The sequence below is a fragment of the Actimicrobium sp. CCC2.4 genome, from assembly GCF_034347385.1.
Lineage (GTDB): Bacteria > Pseudomonadota > Gammaproteobacteria > Burkholderiales > Burkholderiaceae_D > Actimicrobium.
This window is the reverse complement of record NZ_CP133777.1, coordinates 2,144,197-2,158,944: the sequence shown is the minus strand read 5'-3', so window position 1 is coordinate 2,158,944 and position 14,748 is coordinate 2,144,197. Positions and strand designations below refer to the sequence as shown.

General features: G+C 62.4%; 13 protein-coding genes. 9 read left to right on the top strand and 4 right to left on the bottom strand.

What is annotated here, in order from left to right; translation table 11 throughout:
- The first annotated feature begins 36 nt into the window (after positions 1–36).
- From RHM62_RS10100 to RHM62_RS10060, 9 genes are all read left to right on the top strand, one after another.
- The gene (locus RHM62_RS10100; RefSeq protein ID WP_322121987.1) at positions 37–1,041 is read left to right on the top strand and encodes a folate-binding protein; all 1,005 of its coding nucleotides are present in this window, start codon (positions 37–39) and stop codon (positions 1,039–1,041) included.
- 21 nt (positions 1,042–1,062) lie between these two features.
- Entirely contained in the window at positions 1,063–1,350 is a 288-nt protein-coding gene (locus RHM62_RS10095) for a DUF4936 family protein (RefSeq protein ID WP_322121986.1), read from the top strand.
- Entirely contained in the window at positions 1,341–2,066 is a 726-nt protein-coding gene (locus RHM62_RS10090) for an NRDE family protein (protein WP_322121985.1), read from the top strand. The genes RHM62_RS10095 and RHM62_RS10090 overlap by 10 nt, the downstream gene beginning before the upstream one ends.
- A 159-nt stretch (positions 2,067–2,225) precedes the next feature.
- Complete coding sequence (locus RHM62_RS10085) at positions 2,226–2,894, top strand: hypothetical protein (protein ID WP_322121984.1); 669 nt, start codon at positions 2,226–2,228, stop codon at positions 2,892–2,894.
- Positions 2,895–3,650: 756 nt separating this feature from the next.
- Complete coding sequence (locus RHM62_RS10080) at positions 3,651–4,091, top strand: hypothetical protein (RefSeq protein WP_322121983.1); 441 nt, start codon at positions 3,651–3,653, stop codon at positions 4,089–4,091.
- A gap of 111 nt (positions 4,092–4,202) precedes the next feature.
- Positions 4,203–5,447, top strand: coding sequence for an exonuclease SbcCD subunit D C-terminal domain-containing protein (locus RHM62_RS10075; RefSeq protein ID WP_322121982.1), 1,245 nt, complete (start codon positions 4,203–4,205; stop codon positions 5,445–5,447).
- Positions 5,444–9,166: an AAA family ATPase gene (locus RHM62_RS10070; RefSeq protein ID WP_322121981.1), complete on the top strand. Its 3,723-nt coding sequence runs from the start codon at positions 5,444–5,446 to the stop codon at positions 9,164–9,166. Before RHM62_RS10075 ends, RHM62_RS10070 begins: the two co-directional genes overlap by 4 nt.
- Before the next feature lie 148 nt (positions 9,167–9,314).
- A complete protein-coding gene (locus RHM62_RS10065) occupies positions 9,315–10,151 on the top strand; it encodes a hypothetical protein (RefSeq protein ID WP_322121980.1) in 837 nt (278 codons plus the stop codon).
- Between the two features lie 87 nt (positions 10,152–10,238).
- A complete protein-coding gene (locus RHM62_RS10060) occupies positions 10,239–10,652 on the top strand; it encodes a hypothetical protein (RefSeq protein WP_322121979.1) in 414 nt (137 codons plus the stop codon).
- Positions 10,653–10,656: 4 nt separating this feature from the next.
- On the opposite strand, the gene RHM62_RS10055 is transcribed toward RHM62_RS10060, so the two are convergent.
- The 4 genes from RHM62_RS10055 to RHM62_RS10040 all read right to left on the bottom strand — a co-directional run bounded on the left by RHM62_RS10055 (position 10,657) and on the right by RHM62_RS10040 (position 14,739).
- Positions 10,657–11,892, bottom strand: coding sequence for an HD-GYP domain-containing protein (locus RHM62_RS10055; RefSeq protein WP_322121978.1), 1,236 nt, complete (start codon positions 11,890–11,892; stop codon positions 10,657–10,659).
- Positions 11,893–11,970: 78 nt separating this feature from the next.
- Positions 11,971–12,879: an alpha/beta hydrolase gene (locus RHM62_RS10050; protein WP_322121977.1), complete on the bottom strand. Its 909-nt coding sequence runs from the start codon at positions 12,877–12,879 to the stop codon at positions 11,971–11,973.
- Positions 12,880–12,881: 2 nt separating this feature from the next.
- Positions 12,882–13,790, bottom strand: a complete 909-nt coding sequence (locus RHM62_RS10045; RefSeq protein WP_322121976.1) for an SDR family oxidoreductase — start codon at positions 13,788–13,790, stop codon at positions 12,882–12,884.
- 31 nt (positions 13,791–13,821) lie between these two features.
- Positions 13,822–14,739 (bottom strand): glutathione S-transferase family protein, encoded by a 918-nt coding sequence (locus tag RHM62_RS10040; RefSeq protein WP_322121975.1) that lies wholly within the window; start codon positions 14,737–14,739, stop codon positions 13,822–13,824.
- Between the last annotated feature and the right edge of the window lie 9 nt (positions 14,740–14,748).

Sequence of the window (14,748 nt, the reverse complement as noted above, 5' to 3'; positions counted from 1 at the left end):
ATAATTCCCCAACAGACGGACTTTATCAGGGCACTCATGACCAACTGGCACCACTTCACCGCGCAAGAAAATTCGCTTCCCGCCACGCCGGTAACGACGTCCGGGAGTTTCTTTTCTGCGCTCACCGACCTCGGCCTGATCGCCTTCGAAGGCGATGATGCCGCCAATTTTTTGCACAACCAACTCACCAATGATGTCGAGCATCTCGGCATCGAGCAGGCTCAACTGGCCGGCTATTGCACGCCAAAGGGTCGTCTGCTGGCATCCTTCCTGATGTGGCGAACAGCCGGCAGCATCGTGCTCGAAGTCGCCCGCGACATCCAGCCGGCCATCCAGAAACGCCTGCAAATGTTTGTCATGCGCGCCAAGGCAAAAAGCAGCGACCTGACCGATTCAAGCGCCATCATCGGTCTCGGTGGTGACGCCGCCGGCGCGGCGTTGGCAGGCTGGTTCCCGCTGTTGCCGGACGCGCCGTATGCCAAAGTCGAAAACGCCGCCGGCACTTTGATCCGGCTGACCGATGCCGGCACGATGGCCCGCTACCAATGGATTACCACCCCTGAAATCGCCATCGCCGCCTGGCCAATGCTTGGCACGACCCTGCAGCAAGCCGGCACAGAACACTGGCGACTGACCGAGATCCTCGCCGCGATCCCGCACATCACGCTGGCAACACAAGAAAAATTCGTGCCCCAGATGGTCAATCTGGAAGCCATTGGCGGCGTCAATTTCAGGAAGGGTTGCTACCCCGGCCAAGAAATCGTGGCGCGCAGCCAGTACCTCGGCAAGCTCAAGCGCCGCACGCTGCCGGCTTCGGTCAGCGCGCCCGAGGTCGCCGCCGGCATGGAAGTCTTCGCCGCGAACGAACCGGAGCAACCATGCGGCATGATCGTCAATGCCGCCCGCGACGCGTCCGGCCTGCATCACTGCCTGGTTGAAATCAAGACTGCCGCCCTCGACGCCGGCACGATCCACCTCGGCGCGCAAGGCCCCGCTTTGCACTTCACTGCCTTGCCTTACGCACTGCCTGACACCGTTTAACCAATGGAGACACGCACTGTCATGGATATTTACGTCTACTACACGATCCGCACCGCGGATGCCGCACTAGCCCGGCAACGGGTCGACGCCTTGCAACAGCGCCTCAATGCCGGCTACGACATTCGCGCCGGCTTGCGACGTCGACCGGAAGAAAAGGACGGCCTGCAAACCTGGATGGAAATCTATCCGGCTGTGCCGGCCGGTTTCGAGGATGTGATCGAACGCGCCGCCGCCGAAGAAGGCGTGAGCGCGCTGGCTCAGGGCCGTCGTCATGTCGAACAATTCGTGGAGGTCGCTCCATGTGCCTGATTACCTTTGCCTGGCATGTTGTCCCCGGCATGCCACTGATTGCGACCGGCAACCGCGATGAATTTCATGCCCGCCCCGCTGCCGCTGCCGGTTGGTGGAGCGACAGTCCGCTGGTGTATGCCGGCCGTGATCTGCAAGGCGGCGGTACCTGGATGGGCGTGACACAGACCGGGCGCTTTGCGGCGCTGACCAATGTGCGGGCACCGGGCGAGCAACGCGCCGACGCCCGATCGCGCGGCGAACTGGCTGCCGACTTCCTGACGGGAACCATGACAGCGAAAGCCTATGTCGCGCAACTGGCGCGGGACGACGACGACTACAACGGCTTTAATCTGCTGGTCGGCGACCGCCACGAACTGATCTGGTATTCGAACCGCGCAGCCGATGATGTGCGCAACGGCCAAGCGATCGTGCCGGGCATCTACGGCCTGTCGAATGCCCGTCTCGATACGCCCTGGCCGAAAGTGGTCCGCACTAAGGCCGAATTCGCCAGCCTGCTGTGCCAGGACGCCACCGACGAAGCCTTCTTCGAAATGCTGACCGACACCCGCCGTGCGACCGACTGCCGCTTGCCAAAAACCGGCTTGTCGCTTGAACTCGAGCGCGCGCTCTCGGCGGTCTGCATCGACACCCCGGACTACGGCACGCGCGCCTCAACCATTGCCCGGCTGGATACGACCGACCGGGCCTCGCTCAGGGAGCGGGTGATTTGCTGATGCGCTGATACCAGCGTCGCCCGGACAAAAAAATCCGGCCGTTTCGCCTCGTGCGACACGGCCGGATTTTTTTGTCCGGGAAGGAACTTGGTCGGAGGGTGCGGTTACTCAACGTGGACACTTCCGTCAGCCCTTTGCCGCCGATGCGGCCACTTCGCCATGCCCAAGATAACCAACGAAAATCCGTCCCCTTTCGGTGCTGCTGCTCAAACTCCATTCAATGTCAGTACCCCGGAGTCTCCCCGCCCGGGCAATTCCGGCGAACTCCGCCGCACGCAGCGCGCACCGATTGACGGCAGCTACAAACCTCCAGCACAGGTTCGTTTATCGGACGAGCAATACCAGCATGTGGCTCGGGAAATATTTGAACAAATGAAAGAGCCTTTCGCCAAATTAGAGCAGCAGGTCAATATCCTTCAAGATGAAAATAGCCGGTTGAAAGAACAGCTATCGCCCGCTGTGCGAAAGAAACCTGATTCATCTCCCGGTGCATGGAAAAAAATCGCCGGCGCGGTATGTGGTTGTTTCAGGTCATTAACAAAACATGTTCCACCAGTCTGCTTGGCCCTGGCAGGGTTCGTTATTGGCGTATGTATCGCCGCAGCCATGATTACCCCCCCTGGGCTACTCGTAGTCGGAACCCTGGGAATGTGTGTCGCAGCGGCGTTTTTATCGATGTGCTTAATCAATTCAGAACCGAACCAAAGTCAATCGTCAGAATGGGAATCAAGTTACCCGAATGAGGTGCCGGCACCAGTGCTTCCACAAAGACCGTCAGCGCTTGGCTTACCACCCCATCTCGCTCGCGACAACAGCAGCCCTCTATGATTCCCGCCTTGTCCGCAGCCCGACCGACTGCGCAATGCCTCAGCATCCGTGCCCTCGCTGACAGCTCACCGGGGCATGGAAGCCGGTGCACTGAAGCCGCAATGACACGGCCATTACGTGCCACCTACCCGGCACCGGAAACAGCAGGACGATGTTATCGACTGATGGAGGGCGTGAAAAATGGCTAACAATGGCGCAGTAAGCGGTGTCAGAGCTGGATGCTCCAATGGACCAATCCCAGTTGGGGAGGCGACGCCCACGCTTATTGAACCGGCAGCCGTCGAGATTCCGACACAGCGAAAGACCGAGTCTCAGGAACGGCCGCCACTCCAGCGCCCAAACACCAATGCCTTGGCAGAGGAAAATCGTAGAGCCTCTCCGGACATGCTTGTTACGGCATCCCAACTGATTCAACAACTCAATCAGGCTATCGCTGCCCTACTACCGGGACCAAACGCTCCCGGCCGGAACGGCGGCAACACGTCCACTCAGGGGAATGAACACCATGCCCAATGCGCACGGGTGGAAGAACTTCAGAAGGAATTAAATGAGCGCCTCAATGCACAACCAGGAGCCACGAGCACTGCGGCACATCCGGAGAACCACGAATCCGCCCCAGTAAACGCTCCCGCGCATCCAACATCGCCCCGACAGTCGAACACTCAACACCCGCCAGTCGATAGGATGCCGCCCCCCGGACAACTGACAAAAGGAGCCGAGAACATCCGCACTAGTTTTGGAGGAAGGGCAGGTACCTTGGCGATGGCGGGCTTGTTCGGCATGGCTGCAGTCGGCGGACTGGCGTTATTGTTCGCGGCACCACCTTTACCCGTGCTCGTGCTGCTACTCGGCCTTGCCTTCACCGTAGAAATGGCAAAACCGGTCAGGGAATTCCAGGCCGATATGGCGGACCGGCGCGACGCAGAGGCGTTGAAGAAGAAAGAAGCGGAGGCAGAAGCGAAGGCAGAAGCGAAGGCGGAGGCGGAGGCAGAAGCGGAGGCACAGGCAGAGCCCGAGGCCGAGGCAGAACAGCCAGCGGCAGCAGAACCTCCGGCGGCACCGCGACCGCAAACGGCAACGCCGCTCGCACCACCGCTCGCTGCGGGCATCACGCCGCCCGTCACAGTACCGGCACAAACAGACGCTGCCGTCCAACCGGCGGCAAGCACGCAAGCGAAACCACTCCCTTTAGTCTGATCCCCCCACCTTCCTTCCGGTAGTCCACAAGCAGCAAGGACCGGTATACTCTGCCGCGGCTGAGTCACCCCGACGCAGCCGCTGTTGAGCTTGCGACGAGAAGGACTTACCTTGCGCTTCATCCACACCTCGGACTGGCATCTGGGCCAGACCCTGCATCAGTTCGAACGCGGCACCGAACATCAGCATTTCCTCGACTGGCTGATCGACACGCTGGAGACCGAGCAAGCCGACGGCTTGCTGATTTGCGGCGATATCTTCGACAACGCCAACCCATCGGCCGCTTCGCAAAAGCAGCTATACCGCTTCCTGCAGCAAGCCAAACACCGGCTCCCGCACCTCAACATCATCCTCATCGCCGGCAACCATGATTCGCCGGGACGTCTCGAAGCGCCGGCCCCGCTGCTGGCCAGTCTGGACGCCAGCGTCACCGGTTTCGTACCGCGCCATGCCGATGGCAGCATCGATATCGCGCAGCTCGTCGTGCCGCTGAAAAACCGCGCCGGCGACATCGCCGCATGGTGCCTGGCGATTCCGTTCCTGCGTCCCGGCGACGTGCCGCGCATCGACGGCGATGGCGAAGGTGACCCCTACATGGCAGGCATCGCGCTGCTGTACCGGCAAGTCCTCGACCATGCACTGACTTTGCGCCAGCCCGGCCAGGCCATCATCGCGCTCGGTCACTGTCACATGGTCGGCGGCGAAGTCTCGGAAGACTCCGAGCGCCGCCTCGTCATCGGCGGTGCCGAAGCGCTGTCGGCCGGCATCTTCGACCCGGCCATCGCCTATGCCGCACTGGGGCATTTGCATCTGGCACAGCGGGTCGGCAAGCAGGAGCACTTGCGCTATTGCGGCAGTCCGCTGCCGATGTCCTTTGCCGAGATCGGCTATCCGCATCAAGTATTGCGGGTAGACCTCGATGGCGCAGCGGTCGCCGCGATCACGCCCTTACTGATTCCGCGTGCCGTCGAGCTGCTGCGCATTCCGAAGCAACCGGCACCCCTGGCCGACGTCCTCGTCGCGCTGGCTGCACTCGAGCTGCCCGCCACCGACGACTTGCAACGCATGCCGTATCTGGAAGTGCGCGTGCGTCTTGATGCGCCCGAGCCGGGCTTGCGCGCGTGCATCGAGGCCGCGCTTGAAGGCAAGCCGGTGCGCCTGGCCAGAATCGACACCAGCCTGTCGGCGTCGGCCACGGCGGGCGCGCCGGCCTTGTCGGTCGATGAGCTCGACCGGCTGCAACCCGAGGATATTTTCAATCGTCTGTACCGCAACAAATATGACGCCGACACGCCCGTCGAACTGCAAGCCGCGTTTGCCGAACTGCTGCTCGACAACGCCGGAGACGCCGCATGAAGATTCTCGCGATACGCGGACGCAACCTGGCCTCGCTGGCTGGCGACTTCGCAGTTGATTTTGAGCAGGAGCCACTGAAATCGGCCGGCCTGTTTGCGATCTCGGGACCGACCGGCGCCGGCAAAAGTACCTTGCTCGATGCCTTGTGCATGGCGCTGTACGAAGACACGCCACGCCTGTTCAAGGCCGGCAACCGCAACGTGCCGGATGTCGGCGACGCCACCGTCACGCAGCAGGATGCGCGCAATCTGTTGCGGCGCGGCTGTGCCGAAGGCCATGCCGAAGTCGATTTCATTGGCAATGATGGCCAGCACTACCGCGCGCGCTGGAGCGTGCGGCGCTCGCGCGGCAAGGCCAGTGGCAGCCTGCAGAAAACCACGATGACCCTGCTGCATCTGCCCGATCTGCAGCCGCTAGGCGGCACCAACAAGGAAGTGCTGGCCGAAATCGCAGTGCGTATCGGCCTGTCGTTCGAGCAGTTCACGCGCGCCGTGCTGCTGGCACAAAACGAATTCTCGGCCTTCCTGAAAGCCGACGACAACGAACGCGGCGAGCTGCTCGAAACGCTGACCGGCAGCGCGATCTACAGCACGCTGTCGCAGCGCGCCTTCGGTCGCCACCGTGACGAGCAAGCCGCCATGCAGCGTCTGGCCGACCGGCTGACCGACCAGCGCCCGCTGTCCGAAGAAGCGCGCAGCCAGCTCGATGGCGACAGCGCCGCTGCCGATGTCGCGCTGGCCGCGCTGGACCTGCAGCTCGCCGGCGTGACCACGCGCCTGCGCTGGTATCAGGACCACGACCGCTTGCGTCTGGCCGAACAGCAGGCGCAAGCGCAATGGCAGCAGGATCACGAGGCGCAGCAAGCGGTGGCATCGCGTCGCGCCGAACTGCACTTGCTCGAGACGATACAGCCGGCGCGGGCGCTGGTCGATGACATCGACCGCCTGACGCGCACGCTCGAACAGGACCGGCTGGCGATCGCGGCCAGCCGCGCGGCGATGGAGCAGGCCGAGCTCGCGCGACTCGGTGCCGACGCGTCGCTGGCGCTGGCGCAAGCCGGCCTCGCCTCGGCCGAGCAGGCACAGCAGGCCGCCGCGCCGGCGCTCGACCAGGCCAAGGTGCTAGATACCCGCATCGACACGCTGCTGCCTCCGCACGAACTGGCCCGACAAGCCCAGGCCGAAGCGACCCGCGTGGCCGAACAGGCTGGACGGCAAGCGCTGACCCGGCAAGGCGAGCTAGCCCTCGCGCGGCAAGCGCAGCAGGCGCATGCACTGTGGCTGGAGCAAAACGCCGCCTGGCAGGCGCTGGCGCAAGACTGGTCGCGCGGCGATTTGCTGCTCGGCCAAGCCACGCGCAGCGACGCCGAGGTAAAGCTCAATGCACAGTTGCTGGCCACGCTGGCCGCCGATCACGCGCAGCAAACCACCGTGCAGGCGAGCACCGCTGCGGCCCTCGCGCAGGCCGCGCAAGTGCTTGCTGACGCCGGACACCTGCGCCAGCAAGCCGTTCAGCAGCTCGCGGCCATCGACCTGGTCGCGCTGAAAGCACGCAAGGATCAGCTCGAACTGCGCCGCGAACGCTGGCATGACGGCGACCAACTCTGGCGCACGCTGACCGAACAGCAGACGCGCCTGCAGCAGCTCGATGCCCAGTGCCGCGCCAGCCTGCAAGCCGCCATCGATGCCGAGGCTGCTGCCGCGCAGGCCGAGGCACGCAGCGCGCCGCTGGCAGCGGCGATGGCGCAAGCCGAACAATCACTCAAGCACGCCGAAGCAGCCTGCACGGCCAGCGTCGAAAGTCTGCGCGACGCGCTGGTCGACGACGCGCCCTGCCCGGTCTGCGGCGCGGCCGACCATCCCTATGTGCAGGCGAACGGACCACTGCACGCCCTGCTGGAAAAACTGCAGGACGATGTCGCGGTCTGCCGCGAGCAGCACCAGCAAGCCCGGCACGCGCAGGCAACGCTCGCCGCGCAAGCCGGCGGACATCGCCAGCAGCTGGCCGGCATCGCGCCGCAACAGCAGCAACTGCAACAACTGCACGACCAGCTGCAACGCGACTGGTCGGTCCATCCGGTGGCGCTGGCGCTGAACGGCGCGGAGCCGGCGACCTGGCTCAGCACCGAACGCGCCGGTCTGGATAGCGAACTGGCTGCACTTAACATGCAGGACACGGCCGGCCAGCGCGCACTACAAGCCCGCGACGCCGCACAAACATCGCTCGAACAAGCGCTCACCGCCCATGCACTCTGCAACGACGCTGCGCAAGCCGCCGGCACCCGGCTGGCCGCCACCGTTGGCGGACAGCACACCGCGGGCACGCAACTGTCGCTCGCACGGCATCGACTGGATCAAGCGTTAGCGCCGCTCGAACCTGTCCTCGCGGCCACGCAAGCCGACTGGCGCACAGCATGGCAAGCCGCTCCGGACGACTTCCATGCCCGCTGCCGCGACGCCGTTCGATTGTGGCAAGACCGGCGCACGGCCAGCGATCAGCTCGCCGCGCAGTGCACCGAACTGACAACCGGACTGGCAGCGCTGACTACTGCCGCGAGCACCGCCTGCGCCGGGCAGCAACGCTGCAGCAATGTCTTCGACACCGGTGCGGCAACGATCAGTGCGCTGCAGGCTGAGCGCCGCTTGCTGTTCGATGGCCAGCCGGTGCGCGACATCGAATCACGACTCGCCGGTGCGATCACCGCGGCGAAGTCAGCCCTACTGCAAGCTTCCGACGCCAGCAACAGCGTCCGGCATGCACTGGCCCGCCACACCGAAGCGCTCGTGCAAGCCAGCCGGCAACTCGCCGCCCACGAGCACGAAGCGCAGTCTGCCGCGACCTGCCTTGATGCGTGGCTTGCCAATCTCGATGACAAGATCGTATTGGACGCAATTCAATTGCGTACCCTGCTGGCGCAATCGACAGCGCAAATTGCCGGGCTGCGCAGCGCACTGCATGCGCTCGACAGCGCCGTGCAGCAAACCGCCGCCGTGCTGCGCGAACGGACCGGACAAGGTCTGGCCCACGCACAGCAGCGTCCGCCCGCCGAAGACGGCGAATCGCCGGACAGCGTGCAACTGGCGCTGCAAACGCTCACCGGCGAGCGCCAGCAGTCCCACGCCTGCGCCATCGAACTGCAACTCGCACTGCGCCAGGATCAGGCACGCCGGCTTACAGCCGCCGACCTGCTCGGTGCGCTGGCCGGACAGGAAGCCACCTGTCGCGTATGGGCGCAGTTAAGCGATCTGATCGGTTCGGCCGATGGCAAGAAGCTGCGCAACTATGCGCAGCAAACCACGCTCGATGTCTTGCTCGGCTATGCAAATCGGCACCTGCACGCGCTCGCAAAACGCTACCGGCTGCAGCGCATCCGCGACACGCTGGCGTTGATGGTGATCGACCAGGACATGGGCAACGACATGCGCTCGGTGCACTCGCTGTCGGGTGGCGAATCCTTCCTCGTCTCGCTGGCACTGGCGCTCGGATTGGCGTCGCTGTCATCGAACCGGGTCCGGGTCGAATCGCTGTTCATCGACGAAGGCTTCGGCAGCCTCGACGCCGACACGCTACGCGTCGCAATGGATGCGCTTGATGGCTTGCAGGCGATGGGGCGCAAGGTCGGCGTGATTTCGCATGTGCAGGAGATGACGGAACGGATTGCGACCAGGGTGCTGGTGGAGCGGGTCGCGGGCGGGAGCAGTCGGGTGGCGGTGGGATGAGATGGAGGCCGGCAGTCGTAGGGTGAATAACCGTAGGGCATTGCACCCTACGCTGCTAAATGAAGTGAGTGGAACTTTGCAAGTGCAGATGGCTACTCAAAAAAGGAGAACCACTGTCGAATCCGACGACATTTTTTGAGAGCATCCGATGCCAATTAACAGCACAACAAGTCACAACCGATTCGCAGGTGATCTTGCGGTACTTAAAGGCCCACAGCCTAAAGAGCTTGAGGCTCCAAAAGATGTGCGACTAACTCGCGAAGATCTCAAACTCGATTCCGCAGTAGCTTCAAAAGTTGCAGGGATGAAGTCGGAACCCGAAGCGCAGATCGCAGCGGAGCCTACGGCTAAGGCGACTGCTGCAATGACGCCGGAATCGCATATCGCCCTATCCAACGAAAATGCAGCGTTGAAGGAAAGATTGACCAAGCTGGAAGAAAAGATGGCAGCAATGAGCCCCCCAGCCTCCACCGGGCAGCAAGTTTCCAGCGCAGTCGACGGGCTCCCGCCAACATCACAAAGCAAATTGAAGAAAGGACTACTAGCAGTAAGAAATGCTTTCGCAAAAGTACCGCTTAAAACAATAGGAAAAGGAGTCCTCTACAGCGGAGCCGCCGCAGCGGGGTTCTTCGTCGCAACGAATCCGCTTGCAGTAATGGGCATCGCGATCGGTTGTCTTGGAGCGGTATTGAATACTCCTTTGCTAATAGGAGCACTTGGAGCGGGAGCCGCAGCTTGGGGAATGCACAAGGCGTTGAGTGGCAAAGGCAGCCAGCACAGCAACCAGGTCGAGCATCAAGAAGACGATCAACACGCGGGAAATAACCACCCATCGAATCACGCTGAACACGGAAGCACTGTTGGCAGTGAGCCTGAGCCCCATTATCCGGGTAACGGTTTTCCGGTACGCCCCGAGGCACACCCAGCGGCACAGTCCGAGACCGAATTCGGGCCACCACCACAGGGCTACCCACCCAGGGTCTGACCAATTACAACCACCATCATCGCCGCACCCGCAAACGAAAACACAACAGCATCCCCCGTAACCAATTGATTCCCCAAGGACCACGCGATGGACACTGACGACGCCCCTGACCAGCCAGCATCCGCCGAAGCCCCCTTCGACCCCGAAGCCTTCGCCAAACTGGTCGCCGATCCCACCAAAATCCCCGCCCTGCGCGCGATCCAGAAAGAAGCGCATGACATGCTGGAGCACGCAGTCAACAACCTCATCGCTGCGCTCGGCCAGACCGAACCACTGCAGACAATGAGAAAAACCAGCGGCGTGATGGATGTGCGTGCGCTGGCGACGGCGTCACGCTCGTCGACCTCGGCGGCGGCAGACCGGCGCAAGTTCGCGCGCGACATGATTATTTCCGGAATGTTGAATCGCAAGAACGACGAGTGGGACATGACCGATGCGTCGACCTACCAGAGCGCCACCTGCGATCCGATCGTGGCATTGCTGCGCATGCCGATGCTGTGACGACTCAGGCTTTGGCCGCGTCGTCGCCCAGCCAGTAGCGATTGATGTCGGTCAGGCCCCATTTGCCGGCTTCTTCACGGGCGACGATCTTGTCGCTGCTGTCAGCGCTGGCCAAGTCCAGCAGCACCGGTGCAATGTGGGCCATCGTCGTCGCCGAATAAAACACCCGCACCTTCGGTAACAGCAACTTGCCATCCTGCTGTTCGACCACCACGCCGAGTCGTCCCGACTCCATCCGCACCAGCGTCCCGACCGGGTAAATACCAATGCTGCGCACGAAGGCCTGGAACACCACCGGATCAAAATGCCCGTCGCTCCATTCGGCCATCTTGCTCAGCGATTCCGACGGGCACCAGCCCTGCTTGTAAGGCCGGTTGGAAGTGATCGCATCGTAGACATCGCAGACCGCTCCCATGCGCGCATACAGGCTGATCTGCTCACCTGCCAGTCGATGCGGATAACCGCTGCCGTTCATTTTTTCGTGGTGATGCAGGCAGACATCGAGGGCGATGGCACCGATGCCGGTGGCCGCCAGCAGCATCGCGTGACCCGCCGCAGGATGCTGCTTGACCGAGACGAATTCATCATCGGTGAGCTTGCCGGGTTTGTTCAAAATCGTCATCGGCACCGCCATCTTGCCGATGTCGTGCAGCAGGCCGGCCAGGCCGAGTTCGCGGATGGTCTCGTCGTCGAGCTTGAGCTGGCTGGCCAGCGCAATCATCAGCGCGCAGACGGCGACCGAATGCATGTAGGTGTAATCATCGGCGGTCTTGAGTCGCGCCAGGCCGATCAGTGCACCGGGATTACGCATGATCGATGCGGCGATTTCTTCAACCAGCGGCATCGCATTGCTGGCGTCGATGGCCTTGCCCATGCGTGCTTCGCTGAACATCGACACCACGGCTTCGCGCGATTTGTTGACGATACTGGTCGCCCGGTCGACTTCATCGGCCATCGACACGCGTTCGATGTCGCGGTAGGCAACGGGCATGACATTGATCGGCAGAACGGGTGGAGCAACGATTGCTTCGGCGGCGACTGGCAATGGTAGCGCTACGTCATCGCCGTTGTCGGTATCAATCCAGACTTCCTCGATGCTGCTCTTGTGCACTTTCGCCAGCATCACGTCGTCTTCCAGCAGGAATGATTTTTTCCAGAACGGCGAGTCCAGCCACGACACGCACAGTTCGTGGATATACATGCCTGGCCGGAGTTCGCCAACGGGGATTTTTTTTAACATGCTCTGCAGCCGGCCGGGATTCTATTGAGGTGGGCAATAGTACCAAGATCGGCCTTCACTGCCCCACAGTACCCTGCTTCATCGCATCGATATCTCCGCCACAAACTGCCGCAGCAAGCGATTGACCAGCACCGGCTGCTCATGAACGATCCAGTGCGATGCATCAGCGACCCGTTCGATCTGCAAGTCATCGACAAACTGGTCCAGACCATCCAGCAGTGTTTTCGGCAACGCAAAATCGGTCTCGCCCCAGATCACGCGCGTCGGCACCGTGATGCGGAAGGCAGCCGGATCGAGCGCCAGTTTCAGCGGACCCGGATGATCATCGGTCGGCGGATGCAGCGGCGAGGCACGGTAATAATTGACGCCGCCGCGCAAGCCGCGCCGCCAGCACGCGTGATAACGCTCACGCGTTGCCTCGTCGAACCACAACGCCGGTGGCTGGCCCATGCCATTAAAAAAACCGTCAAGCAAAGCGAAGTCGTTTTTCTCCAGCGCCGCTTCAGAGCCTTCGGCGCGCAGCCAATTCATGTAATCGCTAGAAGCCTTCTGATGTGCGTCATTGGCCAGCGCCTGCATGAACAGATACGGATGCGGCGAATTGATGATCACCAGTTGATGCAGCAACTGCGGCAGCGCGATCGCCAGGTTCCAGGCAATCGCCCCGCCCCAGTCATGCGCGACCAGGATGCATTGCTCGTAACCGAGATGGCCGATCAGCAGACGCAGGTCGTCGACGATATGACGTGCCTTGTACGACGATAGATCGGGTGGCATGTCCGACAAGTTAAAGCCGCGCAAATCCGGCGCGACCGCAAAATGCGTGCTGTCGAACTCCTGCAACTGCGCTGTCCATTCGCCCCAGAATTCCGGGAAGCCATGCACGAACAGGATCAGCGGCTGACCCGGCTGGCCGGCGCTGGCGTAATGCAGGCGCGTGCCATTGGCCAGCGTGGCGAATTGCTGGTCGCGGATCGCGGCCGTCATGATTACGCGCCGGCTTTCAGCTTTGCCTGCAGCATCTCACGCACATGTTCGGCACCGGCATACGGGTCGCCCGGATTAGTTTGCGTGATGATTTCTTCCATGCGTTTTTGCACATGGCCGAGCGCTTGCGGATGCGAATACACATAGAACTGGTCGCTGCCGATTGCCGCAAAAGTCATCTCGGCCACTGCTGCCGCGCTGACTTTACCGGAACTGACCGCCTTGTCCGACATGGCTTGTGCCGCCAGCTGGCTGATGGTCGGGCGCGCCGCATTGGCGACATCGTCTGGCCGGTTGCGATGCGATTGCGAAATCCCGGTCGGCACAAAATACGGGCACAGCACCGACGCGCTGATCGGTGCGTCGACCAGTCGCAAGTCCTGATACAACGACTCGGTCAGCGATACCACCGCATGCTTGGAGACGTTATACACACCCATCGTCGGCGCATTGAGCAAGCCGGCCATCGAGGCGGTATTGACGATGTGGCCTTCGTACTCGGGGTCCGCCTTGGCGCATTCGAGCATCAGTGGCGTGAAGATGCGCACGCCATGGATGACACCCCACAGGTTCACGCCCAGCACCCATTCCCAGTCGGCCTGGGTGTTTTCCCAGACCAGTCCGCCCGAGCCGACACCGGCATTATTGAACAGCAGATGGACCGCGCCAAAGCGCGCCATCGTCGCATCGGCCAACGCCTGAATCTGGTCGGCATGACGCACGTCGCAACGCACGGCCAGCACCTCGGCACCGAGTGCTTCGAGTTCGGCCTTGACACTATCGAGGGCATCCTGCTGCACATCGGCCAGCATCAGCTTCATGCCCAGGCGGGCACCGATCAGTGCGAATTCACGGCCGAAGCCGCTGGCACCGCCGGTGATGACGGCGATCCGGTTAGTAAAATTTTTCATGCTGTCTCCGGTGGTTTTTTTATGCGACTTTTTACAGTTGATAACCATTGCGCGGGAAGTGCACGGTGACCGTGCCGGCCCGCTCGTCGTGCCGGCGCACCGCCAGTTCGGTGGCGCTGGCCAGCACCAGTTCGCCCTCGACCGGATCGAGCGCATAGTCGGTCGGCGTGATCGTCACGCGCTCGCCAAGGGCGATGTCGTGCAGGTCAATGACAGCCGTCTCCAGCGCCAGCGGCGTGCTGTCGCGGCAGATATTGATCGCATCCGCGCTGCTGATTTTTTCAGCAGTGCCATGACCGATGGCCGTCATCCGTGCCAGCCAGGCCAGCAGCTTCGGCGCCCGCTCCAGGATGGTCGACAGACCCTGCACACGGCTGACATACCAGACCGGGTGATAGACCGAAAAATCGGCCAGCCCTGGCAGCGCACCGAACAGATACGGCTTGCCATCGGCCAGCATGTTCTCCAGCCGGTCGATGTACTCGGTCAGGTTGGCCGTGGCTTCCGCAACCGGCATGCGTGGCGCATTGCCGCGCATCGCGGCACGGTCGGCACCGAAGGCTTGCAGGTGCTCCGGCGGCAGCTTACCGAACATGGCCTGCATGCCGGCCGGCTGGAACGCATACGCGATCGCGGTCCAGAACAGCGTGCTGTCAGCCCATTGCGCCACCGTGCGGATCAGCCCGGTGCGCTCGTGCGGGAACAGCGACGGCGTCGGTGCGCGCCGCTCCAGCACATCAGCGATCAGCGCGGTGTCGCAATACACGTCAGCGCCGATCTGCAGCAGCGGCGTGCGGCGATAGCCGCCGGTCAGCGCCACCACATCGGGCTTGGGCATGATCACCGGGATCAATACCGATTTCCAGGCCAGCTGTTTATGGCCCAGGATCAGGCGGATTTTTTCTGCAAACGGGGACGTCGGATAGTGGTGCAGGATCAGGTCGGACATGGCGTTCTC

What these genes read in the sequence shown, in the direction of transcription:
- RHM62_RS10100 (WP_322121987.1), top strand. Translation starts at nt 37, where the DNA reads ATGACCAACTGGCACCACTTCACCGCGCAAGAAAATTCGCTTCCCGCC.
- RHM62_RS10095 (WP_322121986.1), top strand. Translation starts at nt 1,063, where the DNA reads ATGGATATTTACGTCTACTACACGATCCGCACCGCGGATGCCGCACTA.
- RHM62_RS10090 (WP_322121985.1), top strand. Translation starts at nt 1,341, where the DNA reads ATGTGCCTGATTACCTTTGCCTGGCATGTTGTCCCCGGCATGCCACTG.
- RHM62_RS10085 (WP_322121984.1), top strand. Translation starts at nt 2,226, where the DNA reads ATGCCCAAGATAACCAACGAAAATCCGTCCCCTTTCGGTGCTGCTGCT.
- RHM62_RS10070 (WP_322121981.1), top strand. Translation starts at nt 5,444, where the DNA reads ATGAAGATTCTCGCGATACGCGGACGCAACCTGGCCTCGCTGGCTGGC.
- RHM62_RS10065 (WP_322121980.1), top strand. Translation starts at nt 9,315, where the DNA reads ATGCCAATTAACAGCACAACAAGTCACAACCGATTCGCAGGTGATCTT.
- RHM62_RS10060 (WP_322121979.1), top strand. Translation starts at nt 10,239, where the DNA reads ATGGACACTGACGACGCCCCTGACCAGCCAGCATCCGCCGAAGCCCCC.
- RHM62_RS10055 (WP_322121978.1), bottom strand. Translation starts at nt 11,892, where the DNA reads ATGTTAAAAAAAATCCCCGTTGGCGAACTCCGGCCAGGCATGTATATC.
- RHM62_RS10050 (WP_322121977.1), bottom strand. Translation starts at nt 12,879, where the DNA reads ATGACGGCCGCGATCCGCGACCAGCAATTCGCCACGCTGGCCAATGGC.
- RHM62_RS10045 (WP_322121976.1), bottom strand. Translation starts at nt 13,790, where the DNA reads ATGAAAAATTTTACTAACCGGATCGCCGTCATCACCGGCGGTGCCAGC.
- RHM62_RS10040 (WP_322121975.1), bottom strand. Translation starts at nt 14,739, where the DNA reads ATGTCCGACCTGATCCTGCACCACTATCCGACGTCCCCGTTTGCAGAA.